This window comes from Polaribacter sp. YIW18 (assembly GCF_057219325.1).
Window position 1 is genome coordinate 265,610 of sequence record NZ_JBXVVE010000002.1, and the last position, 14,246, is coordinate 279,855.

The following is a 14,246-nucleotide window of genomic DNA, read 5'->3' on the forward strand; positions in this document are numbered from 1 at the left end:
ATTATCCTCTAATTCTTTTTTTTCTATTGGTTTCATAATCTTCAAAAATCATTTCTCCTAAACCTTTTAAGCCTGTATAAAATGCTTTTCCTTGGTTAGCTTGTGTAAATGCCTTTATAAATTGCATTAAATAAGGGTCTTGGGCAATCATAAATGTGGTAATAGGAATGTGTAATTTTCTGGCTTGTTGTGCCATCCCATAACATTTATTTACAATGTATTTATCCAAACCGTTACTGTTTTTATAATATTGTCCGTCAGGCATTTTTAAGCAACTTGGTTTACCATCTGTAATCATAAAAATTTGTTTGTTGGTATTTCTTTTTCTACGCAATAAATCCATAGCTAAGTTTAATCCAGCCACGGTATTTGTATGGTAAGGGCCTACTTGTAAATAAGGTAAATCTTTAATTTTGATGGTCCAAGCATCATTACCAAATACTAAAATATCTAAGGTGTCCTTTGGATAACGAGTTGTTATCAATTCAGCCAATGCCATAGCTACTTTTTTAGCGGGTGTAATTCTGTCTTCTCCATACAAAATCATAGAGTGGCTTATATCGATCATTAAAACAGTGCTCATTTGAGCTTTATGAAGTGTTTCTTCTACTACTAAATCATTTTCAGATAATGTAAAATCTCCAATTCCATTATTAATTTGTGCATTTCTGATGCTCTCAGTTATTGAAACTTTATCGAGATTATCTCCAAATTGATAAGCTCTAAAATCTCCTGTATGCTCATCTCCATTGCCGGGAGATTTACTTTTATGATTACCAGTACCACTTCTTTTAATTTTACCAAAAATTTGATTTAAAGCTTGTTGTCTAATTGCACGTTCTGTTTTGGCTGTTATTTTTGTGCCTGCAATTCCATCTCCTTCAATTTCTTCTTTAATGTAACCTTTCTTTTTTAGGTCCTCAATAAAATCATCAATGGTATAATTTTCGTCTGTTAATTTGTACTCTTTGTCTAAAGAACGCAACCATTCTATGGCTTCATCAAAATCGCCAGCAGTATGTGTAATTAATTCTTTAAAAATTTCAAAAAGTTTTTCAAAAGGCGATTTGTTTTTAGCCTCATAAGGTTTAAATACAAAACCAGTTCTTTTCTTATTATTTTTCATCACTATAAAAATACGGCTTTATCTAAAGCGTTAAAAATAATTAACATTGCTTTAATATATTTCAGGATTGTTTATTCCTATAATATAATACTAGATTCTTATTAATTTTAAACTTAGATAATATTAGTTATTTTTTAAGTGTTAAGTATTTTAAGATATTTTAAAAGAAGTTAAATAAACAAATAAATAATCTTTATCAGAACCACAATTTATTCAATGGTTCTTTTTTATCTTTACAATATGGCAAAAATATTAATTACAGGAGGTACAGGTTTGGTAGGGTCTAGGTTAACTGAATTGCTTACTAAAAATAATCATGAGGTAAGAATTTTAAGCAGAACCCCAGAAGGTAAAAATGAATTTAAATGGGATATTTCTAATAATTATATTGATGAAAAAGCATTGACTGATATAGAGTATGTAATACATTTAGCAGGTGCAGGTATTGCAGATAAACGGTGGACAGATGCAAGAAAAAAAGTAATTATCGATAGTAGAGTAGATACAGCAAATCTAATTTTCAAGAAAATAAAAGCACAAAAAATTACCTTAAAAGGATTTATTTCTTCTTCTGGAAGTAATTATTACGGTGCAAAAACCACCGATAAAATTTATAAGGAAACAGACAATGCAGGTGATGATTATTTAGGTGAAGTTTGTCAAAAGTGGGAACAAGCGGCACATCAATTTGAAAAATTAAACATCCCAGTAACAATTTTAAGAACAGGTGTGGTTCTTTCTAAAAAAGGAGGAGCTTTAGATCAAATGAAAACCCCAATTGTTGCTCCTTTAGGTTCTGGCAAACAATATATGGCTTGGATACATATAGATGATTTATGTGGTTTGTATATAAAGGCTGTAGAAGAAGATTTTACTGGTGTTTACAATGCTGTGTCACCAGAGTTTCATACTAGTAAAACTTTTTCTAAAACCTTAGCAAAAGCTATAAAAAGACCGTTTTTAGCAATTAATGTTCCTGGCTTTTTGTTAAAATTAATTTTTGGTGAATTGGCTATCATACTTTTAGAGGGTAGTAGGTTGTCGTCAGAAAAAATAGCAGAAAAAGGATTTAATTTTCAATACAAAGAACTTAAAGAGGCACTAAATAACTTATAAATAGAAAAATGGGTGTCTGAAAAGTATTTTTAAAACTTACTTTTCTAACTTTAGTGAATTTGTTTTATGTAAACTAAATAATGCCTATTCACTAAGGTTAAAAGAGTCAATTTAAATACTTTTCAAACGAACTGCTTAATATTTTAGTATAAAAAATACTTTTAAAATTTTGTAGTGATGTTTAATGCTACATCGCTCCAAGTTTTAGAAATACCATCAGATCCAGTATGCAATGCTTCACAAACTTTATTTAATGAAGCTAGTGCATTTAAGGCATTCCAATTTGTAACATCCATTTTTGCACTCATTACAAATGTATTGTTTGCAATTGTATAAGAAAATGGTACTTTTTCTGATATACCGTTCATATTAATAAGTGCTGCACCAATAGAATCATTTTCTATAGTTAGTTTACCAGATAATAATTTTGTATTCTTCATAACACCAAAGAAAAACTTTTGTATTTTATAATCTCTACTTGAATCTTTAGTAAAAATACTACTTACAGGTATGGAAAATTCTGTATTATTTATTGCTTCTTTAATGGTGTTTCCTTTTCCTCCACTAGTAATATTTACTTGTCTGAATTGTCCTTTTACAGGTGTTTTTTCTGTAAACTTATAAGCTGTAAAAACAATATCGTTTTCTGCTTTTTCTATAGAATATAAAGCGTTACTTTCTGTTTTATTGTTGTCTGAATCTGTTTTCTTTTCTGATTTACATGCCGTAAAGCTTAAAGAAATAGCGACTACTAATAGTATGATTTTTTTCATAATTACTTTTATTTATTGGTTAAAATAGTGTTTGCTAGTTTTATATACTCTTCTTTTGCTTTTTTAGAGCTCATATCTTTAATCTGCATCCTCGCGTTTACTTTAAATGCACTTCTAATATTAGACTTATTATCATAAGAAAATACTTTACCAGAGGTTGCTTTTTTATAGTAAGCATAAAACTTTAGCATTACATCTGGTGCAACAGCTTCTTGTAATTTTGATACTTTATCAAAAGCTTCTTTAAACGCTATATCTAATTCAGATTTCATGCTTATTTTGATGCAATAACTTGTGTGCCACCTTTAACTTTGTCACCTAAATTTACAGCTAGTTCTGTGCCTAAAGGGAGGTATAGATCTACTCTAGAGCCAAATTTTATAAAACCAGCGTCTGCACCTTGTATTGCTTTATCACCTTCTTTGGCATAGTTTACAATTCTTTTTGCAAGAGCACCTGCAATTTGCCTATATAAAACGTCTCCAAAAGATTTGTTGTTAATTACCACAGTAGTTCTTTCGTTTTCTGTAGATGCTTTTGGATGCCATGCAACTAAGTATTTACCTGGATGATATTTACTATATTTAATAATACCACTCATTGCATATCTAGTAACGTGTACATTTATGGGAGACATAAAAATAGAAACTTGTAATCTTTTGTCTTTAAAATATTCAGGTTCTTCTACTTCTTCTATCACAACAACCTTACCATCTACAGGAGCAATTATTGTATCATCATTTAAAGAAGTAAGTCTTTTGGGATTTCTAAAAAATTGAAGAACAGTAATTAAAAGTACAATAATTAAAACTTGTATTGCTTTGGTAACCCAATTTAGTTCTATCAATTTTTCTGCTGCCAAAATAGCAACAATAGCTAAAATAAAAGTAATAACAATAATTTTATATCCTTCTTTATGAAAACGAATCATACTTAAATAATAAAGTTAATATACAAATATACAAATGGAGCAGCAAACAACAAACTATCTAGTCTGTCTAAAATACCTCCATGACCTGGCATAATATTACCACTGTCTTTTATGTTTGCTTGTCTTTTAAGCTTAGATTCTATCAAATCTCCTATAGTGCCAATTACAGAAATAATAGATGCTATAATTAGCCAATTTACCAGAGCGTATTCCTTATTTATTGTACTAATAATATAAGCAGCAACTAGCGTAAAGATAAATCCACCCAAAAAACCTTCTTGTGTTTTTTTAGGAGAAACAGAAACAAACAGTTTTTTCTTACCAAAGTTTTTACCCACTAAAAAAGCAAAACTATCATTCACCCAAATAAGTACTAATATCGATATCATTAAATAAGGTGTGTAATTTTGATTTTTAAAAGGTAATAATATTAAAAAACAAAATGAAAAAATTAGGTATCTAATAGTTAAACCTAGTTTTTGCCTATCGGTAGAATACGTAATTTCTTCTTTTGCAAATAACTGGTAAATTAAATATAATGAGGATAAAATGTTGATGGTAAGGATGCCTGTAATAGCATAGCTTGTAGGTCTTTTAATCATTAAAAATAAAGTGAGACCGAAAAATATATATGCAATTATGCTTTTAAATTGTATTAATTTAGAAAGCTCCCAAATACAAAGTACACCAAATATGCTTACTAAAGCTATGTAAGATTCTTTAGAAAAAAGAATAGCAGAAACAAAAATTAAAACGTAAATAATTCCAGAAAAACTCCTTCTTAAAAGGTTGCGCATATTATAAATCTTCTAATAGCAGCAAATATAAGTTTTTTGTGTTACTGTTACCGTAGTTTAGAAAATTATCATCATTTTTATTGATTTCGTAATTTTTTATTGATGATATATTAGTAGGTATTGCCCCTTTGTAGTTGGTTTTAATACCTGTTAAACCTTCGCCTGTATTTTTAACCAATTGGCTAGTAGTTGCATAGACAATAAAGTTTTCTGATAATTCAGATAGCTTTGTGCTTTTTAATTGATTAGATGAAAAAAGTATATCGCCATTATCTGCAATTAAATGCTCGCAAGTTGTAAAAAACGGAATGTTTTTTTTTAACTCTGTATCTAACAAAACTTCTTTTTCGTCCAAAAAAGTATTTAATTCTTTGTTAGTTACAAGGGCATTTTTCCAGTTATTTTCTGATAATATATAACTAAGGTTTTGTTTTATTTCTTCTTTTTTAAGACAATATAAGAACTTGCCACCCTTTTCAATAAAATTGTGTACAAATAAATCGTCTAAAGATAAATCTACTTCCTGTTTTTGAATTTCTTTATCTTCCTTATTAGATGTGTTAAATAGTTTTTTAAAAAAGTTCATTATATAATTAAAGATTTTATAATTATTCTTCAGTGCTTTCTGTTACTGGGGGAATATTTATTTCTGCTTCAATTTTTTTTGGGTCTTTTATTGCTACATCCAAAGCTTCAAAAGGTCTTTTACCAAATATTTTTTCTAAATCGTTTTTAAAGATAACTTCTTTTTCTAGAAGCAACTCTGCAAGTATAGTTAATTTTTCTTTATTATCTGTTAATAGTTTGATAGCTCTTGCATATTGGGTTTCTATCATTTTAGAAATTTCTTCATCAATTTTTTTGGCAGTATCATCACTATAAGGTTTAACAAAGGCATCATTTCCAGAAGAATCGTAATAGGTTATGTTACCAACTTCGTCATTTAAACCATACACAGTTACCATTGCTCTGGCTTGCTTGGTTATTTTTTCTAAATCGCTTAAAGCGCCTGTAGATATTTTATCAAAGATGATTTTTTCAGCAGCTCTTCCTCCTAAAGTAGCACACATTTCATCTAACATTTGTTCTGTTTGTACTATTAACCTCTCTGCAGGTAAATACCAAGCTGCGCCTAAAGATTGTCCTCTTGGTACAATAGTTACTTTCACTAAGGGGGCTGCATGTTCTAGCATCCAGCTTACAGTTGCATGACCCGCTTCATGAAAAGCAATTACTTTTTTCTCTTTTGGTGTAATTACTTTGTTTTTCTTTTCTAAACCACCAACAATTCTATCTACAGCATCTAAGAAATCTTGATGATGTATTGCTTTTTTACTATTTCTAGCTGCAATTAAAGCAGCTTCATTACACATATTCGCAATATCAGCACCTGAAAAACCAGGTGTTTGTTGTGCTAAAAACTCTAAGTTTACATCATCTGCAAGTTTTAAAGGTTTAATATGTACTTCAAAAATTGCTTGACGCTCATTAATGTTTGGTAGGTCTACATAAATCTGTCTGTCAAAACGCCCTGCTCTCATTAAAGCGCTGTCTAAAACATCTGCTCTGTTAGTTGCTGCAATTACAATTACGTTGGTATCTGTACCAAAACCATCCATCTCTGTAAGTAGTTGATTCAGTGTGTTTTCGCGTTCGTCGTTACCACCTGTCATACTATTTTTACCACGAGCTCTACCAATGGCATCAATTTCATCAATAAAAATAATAGAAGGCGATTTTTGGGCAGCTTGTTTAAATAAATCTCTCACTCTAGATGCACCCACACCTACAAACATTTCTACAAAATCTGATCCAGATAAAGAGAAAAATGGTACTTCTGCTTCACCAGCAACTGCTTTTGCAAGTAATGTTTTACCAGTTCCTGGAGGTCCTACTAATAAGGCGCCTTTAGGAATTTTACCACCTAAAGAAGTATATTTTTCTGGGTTTTTAAGAAAATCTACAATTTCTTGTACTTCTTCTTTTGCACCTTCTAAACCTGCAACATTCTCGAATGTAGTTTTTACTTTTGTGTCTTTGTCAAATAATTTTGCTTTTGATTTTCCGATGCTAAAAATTTGTCCTCCACCACCAGATCCAGCACCACCACCAGACATTCTTCGCATAAAAAACAACCATATTGCAATTAAAATAATAAATGGTAAAAAGCCTATTAAAGTATCTAACATACTTGTTCTGCTTTCATTTTTCAAGTCGAATGTTAAGTCGTTTTCTTTTTTGGCTTGTTCTAAATCATTTTCAAAATTTTGTAAATCACCAAAATTGTACTCGTATAAAGATGAACCTTTTCTATAAAAAGCAGAATTGATTAATTTTTGGTATTTAGTTTTTTTTAGAGCTTCATCTTTTATAAAAATTTGAGCAATATTTTTATTAATCACGACAATTTTAGAAATATCGTTTTCCTCTAATACGTCATTAAACTCGTTTTTAGAGATACTTTTAGAGGCTAAATCTCCACTACTAAAAAACTGAAAACTTATAATTAGTAAGAAAATGGCACCATAAATCCAGTATGAATTAAACTTAAATTTTGGCGAATTTGTTTTGTTGTCTTTATTAGAATCTTTCATTATTTTGTCTAAAATTTAAGCAGGTTTAATTTCTGTGATTTTTGCATCACCCCAAAGGCTTTCTAGGTCGTAAAAGTCTCTAACATGTTTCTGAAAAACATGAACAACTACATTTACGTAATCCATTAAAACCCATTCTGCAATACCTTCTCCTTCTACGTGCCAAGGTTTGTCCTTAATATGTTTGCTAACTGTTTTTTGTACTGAGCCAGAAATTGCGTTTACTTGTGTGTTTGAGTTCCCTGTACAGATAATAAAATAATCGCACACAGTATTTTCTATTTCTCGTAAGTCTAGTAATTGAATGTTTTCTCCTTTAACTTCTTCAATACCTTGAATGATAACAGCGATTAAATCGTCTGTGCTTACTTGTTTTTTTGTCATTAACTTTTTTCTAATTTAAACGCAAAGTTATTATTTTTTTGCGACTATTTTGCCTAATTTTGAACTACTTTACACTTTATTTAACAGTTGAAAATAATCAAACTTAATGCCATTGCTTCTACCAATTCTTTTTTAAAAGAAATGGCAAAAGATTCTGTCTTAGAAAATTTTACGGTGGTACAAACCGAAAATCAATTAAATGGTAGGGGGCAACAATACGCTAAATGGGTTTCTGAACCTTTTAAAAACTTGACTTTTAGCGTCTTTGTAAAGTTTGCTGATTTTAATTTTTTAGACAAAAAATATTTAAATTTTGCTGTTTCTTTAGCTGTTTTTGAGGTTTTAAAAGAACAAAAAATTAAAAATATTGCGATAAAATGGCCTAACGACATTCTGTCAGGAAAGCAAAAAATATGTGGAATTTTAATAGAAAATAATATAAAAGGAACAAAAATTAATTCTTCTGTAATAGGAATTGGTTTAAATGTGAATCAAAAATTATTTTCTAAAAGCTTACAAAATGTTTCTTCTTTAAGTAATATTTCTGGTAAATTTTTTGATTTAGATGTTTTACTAAAAAAAATCACTGTTAAGTTAAAGCTAAAAATTAAACAATTAGAAAAGCAAGATTTTAAAAGTTTAGAAACAAATTACTTAAATGTATTATACAAAAAAAACATCCCAACTATGTTTAAAGATAGTAAAGATGTTTTGTTTATGGGAATCATTAGAGGTATTTCTAACGATGGTAAACTTCAAGTAGAACTAGAAAACGAATCTATGGTAGAATTCGGAATCAAAGAGATTGCTATGGTTTAAAGGTTTCCTATATTTTCTGATAATGTATCTACAAATTTAGTTAATGGCTTTTTAATCATCATTGCCATCATTGGGTTAAAATCTCCATTAAAATGTAAAGAAACTTTGCTTTTAGTTTCTTCAATTTTAGCAATATTTGCAGCCAATGTAAATGGTAATTTACTGCTTGCAGCACCTAATGTAATATTAGAAAATGGTGTTTTTTCTTTTAAAACTAATCTAATTTCTGGCATACCAGGCAAACCAAATAAAAAAGAATCTCCATCAACTTCAAATTTATTGATGTTTTCTGGCATAATTTTCTCGAAATTATTTAAATCAGAAAAAAAATTAAACAATTCTTCTTGCGATTTTTCTACAGTTACATTTGTTCCTTCTATGTTCATTTATTTACCTTTTATTGTTTCCAAATACTTGGATTTGATCTCCATTCTTGTAGTGTAATTAGTTCTTTTTCAGAAATATAATTACTGTCTAAAGCTTGTTCTAATAAGTTTTCGTAATTGCTTAAAGTGGTAAGCTCAACATTTTTTTCTTTAAAGTTTTCGTTAGCAATATCAAAACCATAAGAAAAAATAGCAACCATACCTTTTACAACAGCATCACTTTCTTTTAAAGCTTCTACTGCATTTAAACTACTTTTACCTGTGCTAATTAAATCTTCTATAACCACCACATTTTGGCCTTTCTCTAAATGTCCTTCAATTTGGTTTTTTCTACCATGCTTTTTAGGCTCTGGCCTTACATAAATAAAAGGAACACCTAATTCTTGAGCCACTAAAATACCAATAGCAATTGCACCTGTTGCAACACCTGCAATAACATCGGGTTTACCATACTTATTCTCTACAATTTTTGCAATTTCTTGTTTTAAGAAAACACGAACTGGAGGATATGAAAGCGTTACTCTATTATCACAATAAATTGGCGATTTCCAACCTGATGCCCAATGAAATGGATCGTTTGGGTTTAACTTTATCGCTTTTATTTGCAATAAAAGTTCGGCTGTTTTTTTTGACGTATCTTTGTTTAAAATCATATCGCAAATGTATAAAGTTTTTGTAAATGATAAGCCAATAATCGTAACATCTTCTCAAAAAAATGAGAATAATTTTCCCCTATATCTTTTAAAAAATACTGTAAAGGAAGAGATTATTTATAAATTAATTAATGAGAATGTTGATGGTATTAATTTATACACTCCAGATTTAGCTGTTGGTTGGCAATTTTTTATAAATTCTTTTGATGTTATTTCTGCTGCTGGTGCTTTGGTTGTAAACCCTAAAAAAGAAGTGCTTTTTATTTTTAGAAATAGTGTTTGGGATTTACCAAAAGGCAGAATAGAAAAAGGGGAAACTATCGAAAATGCCGCGATTAGAGAGGTGGAAGAGGAGTGTGGTATTGCAAACTTATCACTTGTAAAACCGATTACAACAACTTATCACACCTATTATCAGGATGGTTTAAAGTTAAAAGAAACTTTTTGGTTTTTAATGACTTCTGATTTTAAAGGAACATTAACTCCGCAATTAGAAGAAGGTATCACCCAAGTTGTATTTAAAAATGAAGCAGATCTTAAAGAAGCTTTTAAGAATACCTACGAAAACATAAAATTGGTTTACGATACTTACTTGAAAATGTGATTTTCTAAAAAAACCTAGTATCTTTGCCGACTTTAAAATAGGCGCAAAATGACTGAATTTATTAAAAAAATTACTCCGAATGCAAAAGATGATGTTCTTGCAGGAATCACAGTTTCTTTAGCAATGATACCAGAAGTGGTAGCCTTTGCTTTTGTAGCGCAAATAGATCCTTTAGTGGCATTGTCAGGAGCTTTTATTATAGGGTTAATTACGTCTATTTTTGGGGGTAGACCAGGACTTATTTCTGGCGCAGCTGGTGCTGTAGCTGTAATTTTTGTAACTATGATTTCTGAAGGTCATACCAAAGGAATGTTGTTTGATATACCTATTGATAATATGGGTTATTTCTATTTATTAGCTTGTGTTATTTTAATGGGGATAATTCAAATATTTGCAGGAGTTTTTAAAATAGGAAAATTTGTACGTTTAATACCACATTCTGTAATGATGGGATTTGTAAACGGATTAGCCATTGTTATTTTTTGGGCACAAGTAAAAATGTTTTCACATAAATCTTTACAAGTTTCTGCAGATGGTGTAAAAGAATATGTAAGTAGTTTTATGACGGGTACAGAGCTTTACATAATGCTTGGTTTGGTTGCCTTAACCATGGCAATTATTTGGGTATTGCCTAAAATAACAAAGAAATTGCCAGTCTCTTTAACGGCTATTTTAATTACAACTTTTCTTGTGGTAATTTCAGGTTTAGATGTTTCTACAGTCGGTTCTTACATTATAGAAGGTGGAGGAACAGGTTTAAAAGGAGAGTTTCCAACACCAAATACAGAGCTTTGGCAAAATTTACCTTTTAATTTAGATACGCTTACATTTATATTGCCATATGCTTTTTTAGCAGCATCTGTTGGTTTGATAGAGTCTTTAATGACGATGAATTTAGTAGATGAATTAACAGAAACTAGAGGAAATGGAAATAGAGAATGTGTTGCACAAGGAGCAGGAAATATTTTAAGTGGTCTTTTTGGTGGTACAGGAGGTTGTGGTATGATAGGACAAACAGTTATTAATATCAATGCTGGTGGACGTGGGCGTTTATCGGGTATTATGATGGCACTTACCTTACTAACTTTTATACTTTTTACAGATAAATTGATAGAACAAGTACCTATTGCTGCTTTGGTTGGAGTTATGTTTATGATGGTGATAGAAACTTTTGCTTGGTCTAGTTTTAGAATTTTAAAGAAAATACCAAAGTCAGATGCGTTTGTACTTGTAATTGTTTCTGCAGTTACTGTAATTTTCGATTTAGCTATTGCTGTTTTTGTAGGAGTTATTATTTCTGCTTTAGCTTTTGCTTGGGAAAATGCAAAGAAAATTAGAGCAAGAAAACGTTTTAAAGACGATGGTACTAAAATTTACGAAATTTGGGGCCCTTTATTTTTTGGAAGTATTAGTGCTTTTAACGAAAAATTTGACGTTAAAAACGACCCAGATACTGTAGAAATAGATTTTGTAGAGTCACGTATTTCTGATCATTCTGCAATAGAAGCCATTTTTGCTTTGGTAGAAAAATACCAAGCAGCAGGTAAAAAAATAACTTTAAAGCATTTAAGTGAAGACTGTAAAGTGTTATTATACAAAGCCTCACCGATTTTCAAAGATATAATAGAAGAAGATATTGATGACCCTCGTTATCACTTAGTAGCAAATCCAGAAAAGTTTCCAAAACCTTTGGGTGAATATAAGTTTTAGAGATTTACTAATAATATATTCCGTATCTTTTTTCTTTTAAAACAAGAGATATGGAACAATTTGAAGGTAAGAATCTACTAAACTTTGTAAAAGAATTACCAAATGATCATAAATATAAGGAATATTTGGCAAAATATAAATGGCAAGATGGTTTTAAATATAGCAAATGTGAAATCAAAAAAGGCTGTTTGAAAAAGGCATTTAGATATCATTGTTATGCCTGTCATCATATAGAAAGTGCAACAGTAAATACGCCCTTTTATAAAGTTAAATTTGGTTTACAAAAAGCCTTTTGAAAGATCTTTGAAATGACTACAAGTAGTAAAAGTTTATCGAGTGTTTAGTTAGGAGAGCGTTATGGAGTTAGCTCAACTCCTACATGGTTTTTCATTTGAAAACTACACAAGCCAATAAAAGCCAGTAGCAAAAGTTTTGTTTTTTTCATCTTAAAAATTTCTAGTAATCGTTTGTTCATAGTTAACTATTTTAAAATCAATACAATTCGGTTACTTTTTTTGATTTTAATATTTAGGTAACCATATAAGTTACTTATTTATTTAAATTCAATCAAATTTTATGACTGCTTAAAAACTTCAAAACCTCGTTAATCGTAAGATTACCAAGGTTTTGTTCTAGTTTAATACTTAAAGTTGTCGGGGTGGCAGGATTCGAACCTGCGACCTCCTCGTCCCAAACGAGGCGCGATGACCGGGCTACGCTACACCCCGAAAATGTAAATTTGTAATTTTAAAAAGTGTAAAATTACAAATCCAAAAAGTCATCAATTTTAGGACTGCAAATATAGAATAATATTTATATTTTGTGTTAATTTTATTAAAATAATTAAAGGTGAAAATAAAAAAAAATATTTTGTACTATTTAGTTTTTTAATGCTATTTGCTTTTTGTTTTTCTCAAGAATCAAATAATAAAAATTACGAAATTATTGTTCCATATATGGGTATGTCTTGGGGATTTTCATTGCAAGTATAAAAGCTATTAAATATGGTTTAATTGGTAAAATAATAGTAAACGGTGTTACATATAAAGGTATGACGACTTATTTAGGTTTGTATGCAAATGAAGTTGCAGATGTTATGAGTTATAGGACCAATTCTTGGGGAAATACAAATAATAAAATGATTTCAGAAAAAGAGGTGGAATCCGTTTCTAAAAAGTAAGTACTATTAAAATATAAACAATCTATAAATTTTTGTTATTAACTAATTATAATTATTCATATAAAAATATGTGATAAATAAATCTAAAAATATAGTTTTGTTATCTAAATTTTTCAAATCAAATTATGTCAGAAAATATCGAAAAAATTAAATGTTTAATTATTGGTTCTGGTCCTGCAGGTTATACTGCAGCAATTTATGCAGCTAGAGCAGATATGAAACCTGTAATGTACACAGGTATGCAAATGGGTGGACAATTAACCACTACTACAGAGGTAGATAATTTTCCTGGTTATAAAGATGGTACGGATGGACCTGCAATGATGGAAGATTTAAAACATCAAGCAGAGCGTTTTGGTACAGAAGTTCGTTTTGGAATGGTTACCAAAGTAGATTTGAGTGATAAAGTTGGCGGAGTTCATAAAATAATTGTGGATGAATCTAAACACATAGAAGCCCAAACTGTAATTATATCTACAGGAGCTACAGCAAAATATTTAGGAATAGAAAGTGAACAACGTTTAATTGGTGGAGGTGTTTCTGCATGTGCAACTTGCGATGGTTTTTTCTATAAAGGACAAGATGTAGTGGTTGTTGGAGCAGGAGACACTGCTGCAGAAGAAGCTACCTATTTAGCAAATATTTGTAGCAAAGTAACGATGTTGGTTCGTAAAGATTATATGAGAGCCTCTAAAGCTATGCAACACAGAGTTAATAAAACAGAAAATATAGAAGTGTTGTATAACACAGAAATAGATGAGGTTTTAGGTGATAATGTGGTTACAGGTGTAAGAGCAATACATAATCAAACCAAAGAAAAGCATGAAATACCTGTAACAGGTGTGTTTATTGCTATTGGACATAAACCGAATTCAGATTTATTTAAAGGTTTTTTAGATATGGATGAAACAGGTTATTTAATTACCAAAGGCAAAACAACCAAAACAAATTTACCGGGTGTTTTTGCTGCTGGAGATATACAAGATAAAGAATACAGACAAGCAGTAACTGCTGCAGGTACAGGTTGTATGGCTGCTTTAGATGCAGAACGTTACTTAGGAGCTTTAGAATAGTTTCTACAATAAATTGATAAAAAAAGAGATTACCAGTTTGTAATCTCTTTTTTTTGTTGTCATTCCTGCAAAGGCAGGAATCTAAAATAGTTTTATTTTC

The 14,246-nt window shown here is 30.0% G+C and carries 17 protein-coding genes and 1 tRNA gene; 7 read left to right on the forward strand and 11 right to left on the reverse strand.

Features of this window, described 5'->3' with window-relative positions; all coding sequences use genetic code 11:
* Position 1 precedes the first annotated feature (1 nt).
* Positions 2–1,126 (reverse strand): vWA domain-containing protein, encoded by a 1,125-nt coding sequence (locus AC2D6T_RS03390; protein WP_298948645.1) that lies wholly within the window; start codon positions 1,124–1,126, stop codon positions 2–4.
* 240 nt (positions 1,127–1,366) lie between these two features.
* Here AC2D6T_RS03390 and AC2D6T_RS03395 point away from each other — a divergent pair, with 240 nt between their 5' ends.
* Positions 1,367–2,242 (forward strand): TIGR01777 family oxidoreductase, encoded by an 876-nt coding sequence (locus AC2D6T_RS03395; RefSeq protein WP_484680452.1) that lies wholly within the window; start codon positions 1,367–1,369, stop codon positions 2,240–2,242.
* Between the two features lie 161 nt (positions 2,243–2,403).
* On the opposite strand, the gene AC2D6T_RS03400 is transcribed toward AC2D6T_RS03395, so the two are convergent.
* From AC2D6T_RS03400 to rsfS, 7 genes are read right to left on the reverse strand one after another with little or no spacing between them, the layout of a single operon-like run.
* Positions 2,404–3,015, reverse strand: coding sequence for a YceI family protein (locus AC2D6T_RS03400; RefSeq protein ID WP_484680453.1), 612 nt, complete (start codon positions 3,013–3,015; stop codon positions 2,404–2,406).
* Positions 3,016–3,023: 8 nt separating this feature from the next.
* Complete coding sequence (locus AC2D6T_RS03405) at positions 3,024–3,287, reverse strand: acyl-CoA-binding protein (RefSeq protein ID WP_484680454.1); 264 nt, start codon at positions 3,285–3,287, stop codon at positions 3,024–3,026.
* 2 nt (positions 3,288–3,289) lie between these two features.
* Positions 3,290–3,946 (reverse strand): phosphatidylserine decarboxylase family protein, encoded by a 657-nt coding sequence (locus AC2D6T_RS03410; RefSeq protein WP_484680455.1) that lies wholly within the window; start codon positions 3,944–3,946, stop codon positions 3,290–3,292.
* A gap of 2 nt (positions 3,947–3,948) precedes the next feature.
* The gene (locus tag AC2D6T_RS03415) at positions 3,949–4,743 is read right to left on the reverse strand and encodes a phosphatidate cytidylyltransferase (RefSeq protein WP_484680456.1); all 795 of its coding nucleotides are present in this window, start codon (positions 4,741–4,743) and stop codon (positions 3,949–3,951) included.
* 1 nt (position 4,744) lies between these two features.
* A complete protein-coding gene (locus AC2D6T_RS03420) occupies positions 4,745–5,329 on the reverse strand; it encodes a hypothetical protein (RefSeq protein WP_484680457.1) in 585 nt (194 codons plus the stop codon).
* Positions 5,330–5,351: 22 nt separating this feature from the next.
* Complete coding sequence (gene ftsH / locus AC2D6T_RS03425) at positions 5,352–7,337, reverse strand: ATP-dependent zinc metalloprotease FtsH (protein ID WP_484680458.1); 1,986 nt, start codon at positions 7,335–7,337, stop codon at positions 5,352–5,354.
* A 15-nt stretch (positions 7,338–7,352) separates the two neighbouring features.
* A complete protein-coding gene (gene rsfS / locus AC2D6T_RS03430; RefSeq protein WP_298948664.1) occupies positions 7,353–7,721 on the reverse strand; it encodes a ribosome silencing factor in 369 nt (122 codons plus the stop codon).
* Between the two features lie 87 nt (positions 7,722–7,808).
* Between rsfS and AC2D6T_RS03435 the strand changes: the two genes are divergently transcribed.
* Complete coding sequence (locus tag AC2D6T_RS03435; protein ID WP_438988851.1) at positions 7,809–8,540, forward strand: biotin--[acetyl-CoA-carboxylase] ligase; 732 nt, start codon at positions 7,809–7,811, stop codon at positions 8,538–8,540.
* Here AC2D6T_RS03435 and AC2D6T_RS03440 read toward each other — a convergent pair.
* Complete coding sequence (locus AC2D6T_RS03440) at positions 8,537–8,926, reverse strand: SRPBCC family protein (protein WP_484680459.1); 390 nt, start codon at positions 8,924–8,926, stop codon at positions 8,537–8,539. The genes AC2D6T_RS03435 and AC2D6T_RS03440 overlap by 4 nt on opposite strands.
* 11 nt (positions 8,927–8,937) lie before the next feature.
* A complete protein-coding gene (pyrE, locus tag AC2D6T_RS03445) occupies positions 8,938–9,579 on the reverse strand; it encodes an orotate phosphoribosyltransferase (protein ID WP_484680460.1) in 642 nt (213 codons plus the stop codon).
* 7 nt (positions 9,580–9,586) lie between these two features.
* On the opposite strand from pyrE, the gene AC2D6T_RS03450 reads away from it, so the two are divergent.
* The 3 genes from AC2D6T_RS03450 to AC2D6T_RS03460 are packed head-to-tail and all read left to right on the forward strand — an operon-like array spanning position 9,587 to position 12,189.
* Positions 9,587–10,183 (forward strand): NUDIX hydrolase, encoded by a 597-nt coding sequence (locus AC2D6T_RS03450; RefSeq protein ID WP_438988848.1) that lies wholly within the window; start codon positions 9,587–9,589, stop codon positions 10,181–10,183.
* A gap of 48 nt (positions 10,184–10,231) precedes the next feature.
* Entirely contained in the window at positions 10,232–11,893 is a 1,662-nt protein-coding gene (locus AC2D6T_RS03455) for a SulP family inorganic anion transporter (protein ID WP_484680461.1), read from the forward strand.
* Between the two features lie 50 nt (positions 11,894–11,943).
* The gene (locus AC2D6T_RS03460; RefSeq protein ID WP_484680462.1) at positions 11,944–12,189 is read left to right on the forward strand and encodes a hypothetical protein; all 246 of its coding nucleotides are present in this window, start codon (positions 11,944–11,946) and stop codon (positions 12,187–12,189) included.
* Positions 12,190–12,546: 357 nt separating this feature from the next.
* On the opposite strand, the gene AC2D6T_RS03465 is transcribed toward AC2D6T_RS03460, so the two are convergent.
* Positions 12,547–12,621: transfer RNA gene (locus AC2D6T_RS03465), tRNA-Pro, on the reverse strand.
* Positions 12,622–12,860: 239 nt separating this feature from the next.
* Here AC2D6T_RS03465 and AC2D6T_RS03470 point away from each other — a divergent pair.
* Together AC2D6T_RS03470 and trxB are read left to right on the forward strand one after the other, a co-directional pair.
* Entirely contained in the window at positions 12,861–13,073 is a 213-nt protein-coding gene (locus tag AC2D6T_RS03470) for a hypothetical protein (RefSeq protein WP_298948675.1), read from the forward strand.
* A gap of 125 nt (positions 13,074–13,198) precedes the next feature.
* Complete coding sequence (gene trxB, locus AC2D6T_RS03475; RefSeq protein WP_484680463.1) at positions 13,199–14,146, forward strand: thioredoxin-disulfide reductase; 948 nt, start codon at positions 13,199–13,201, stop codon at positions 14,144–14,146.
* Positions 14,147–14,246: the final 100 nt, after the last annotated feature.

Coding starts and splice junctions, on each gene's coding strand:
- pyrE (WP_484680460.1), bottom strand. CDS start 9,579: ATGATTTTAAACAAAGATACGTCAAAAAAAACAGCCGAACTTTTATTG.
- AC2D6T_RS03395 (WP_484680452.1), top strand. CDS start 1,367: ATGGCAAAAATATTAATTACAGGAGGTACAGGTTTGGTAGGGTCTAGG.
- rsfS (WP_298948664.1), bottom strand. CDS start 7,721: ATGACAAAAAAACAAGTAAGCACAGACGATTTAATCGCTGTTATCATT.
- AC2D6T_RS03460 (WP_484680462.1), top strand. CDS start 11,944: ATGGAACAATTTGAAGGTAAGAATCTACTAAACTTTGTAAAAGAATTA.
- trxB (WP_484680463.1), top strand. CDS start 13,199: ATGTCAGAAAATATCGAAAAAATTAAATGTTTAATTATTGGTTCTGGT.
- AC2D6T_RS03390 (WP_298948645.1), bottom strand. CDS start 1,126: ATGAAAAATAATAAGAAAAGAACTGGTTTTGTATTTAAACCTTATGAG.
- AC2D6T_RS03410 (WP_484680455.1), bottom strand. CDS start 3,946: ATGATTCGTTTTCATAAAGAAGGATATAAAATTATTGTTATTACTTTT.
- AC2D6T_RS03420 (WP_484680457.1), bottom strand. CDS start 5,329: ATGAACTTTTTTAAAAAACTATTTAACACATCTAATAAGGAAGATAAA.
- ftsH (WP_484680458.1), bottom strand. CDS start 7,337: ATGAAAGATTCTAATAAAGACAACAAAACAAATTCGCCAAAATTTAAG.
- AC2D6T_RS03440 (WP_484680459.1), bottom strand. CDS start 8,926: ATGAACATAGAAGGAACAAATGTAACTGTAGAAAAATCGCAAGAAGAA.
- AC2D6T_RS03400 (WP_484680453.1), bottom strand. CDS start 3,015: ATGAAAAAAATCATACTATTAGTAGTCGCTATTTCTTTAAGCTTTACG.
- AC2D6T_RS03405 (WP_484680454.1), bottom strand. CDS start 3,287: ATGAAATCTGAATTAGATATAGCGTTTAAAGAAGCTTTTGATAAAGTA.
- AC2D6T_RS03455 (WP_484680461.1), top strand. CDS start 10,232: ATGACTGAATTTATTAAAAAAATTACTCCGAATGCAAAAGATGATGTT.
- AC2D6T_RS03415 (WP_484680456.1), bottom strand. CDS start 4,743: ATGCGCAACCTTTTAAGAAGGAGTTTTTCTGGAATTATTTACGTTTTA.
- AC2D6T_RS03450 (WP_438988848.1), top strand. CDS start 9,587: ATGTATAAAGTTTTTGTAAATGATAAGCCAATAATCGTAACATCTTCT.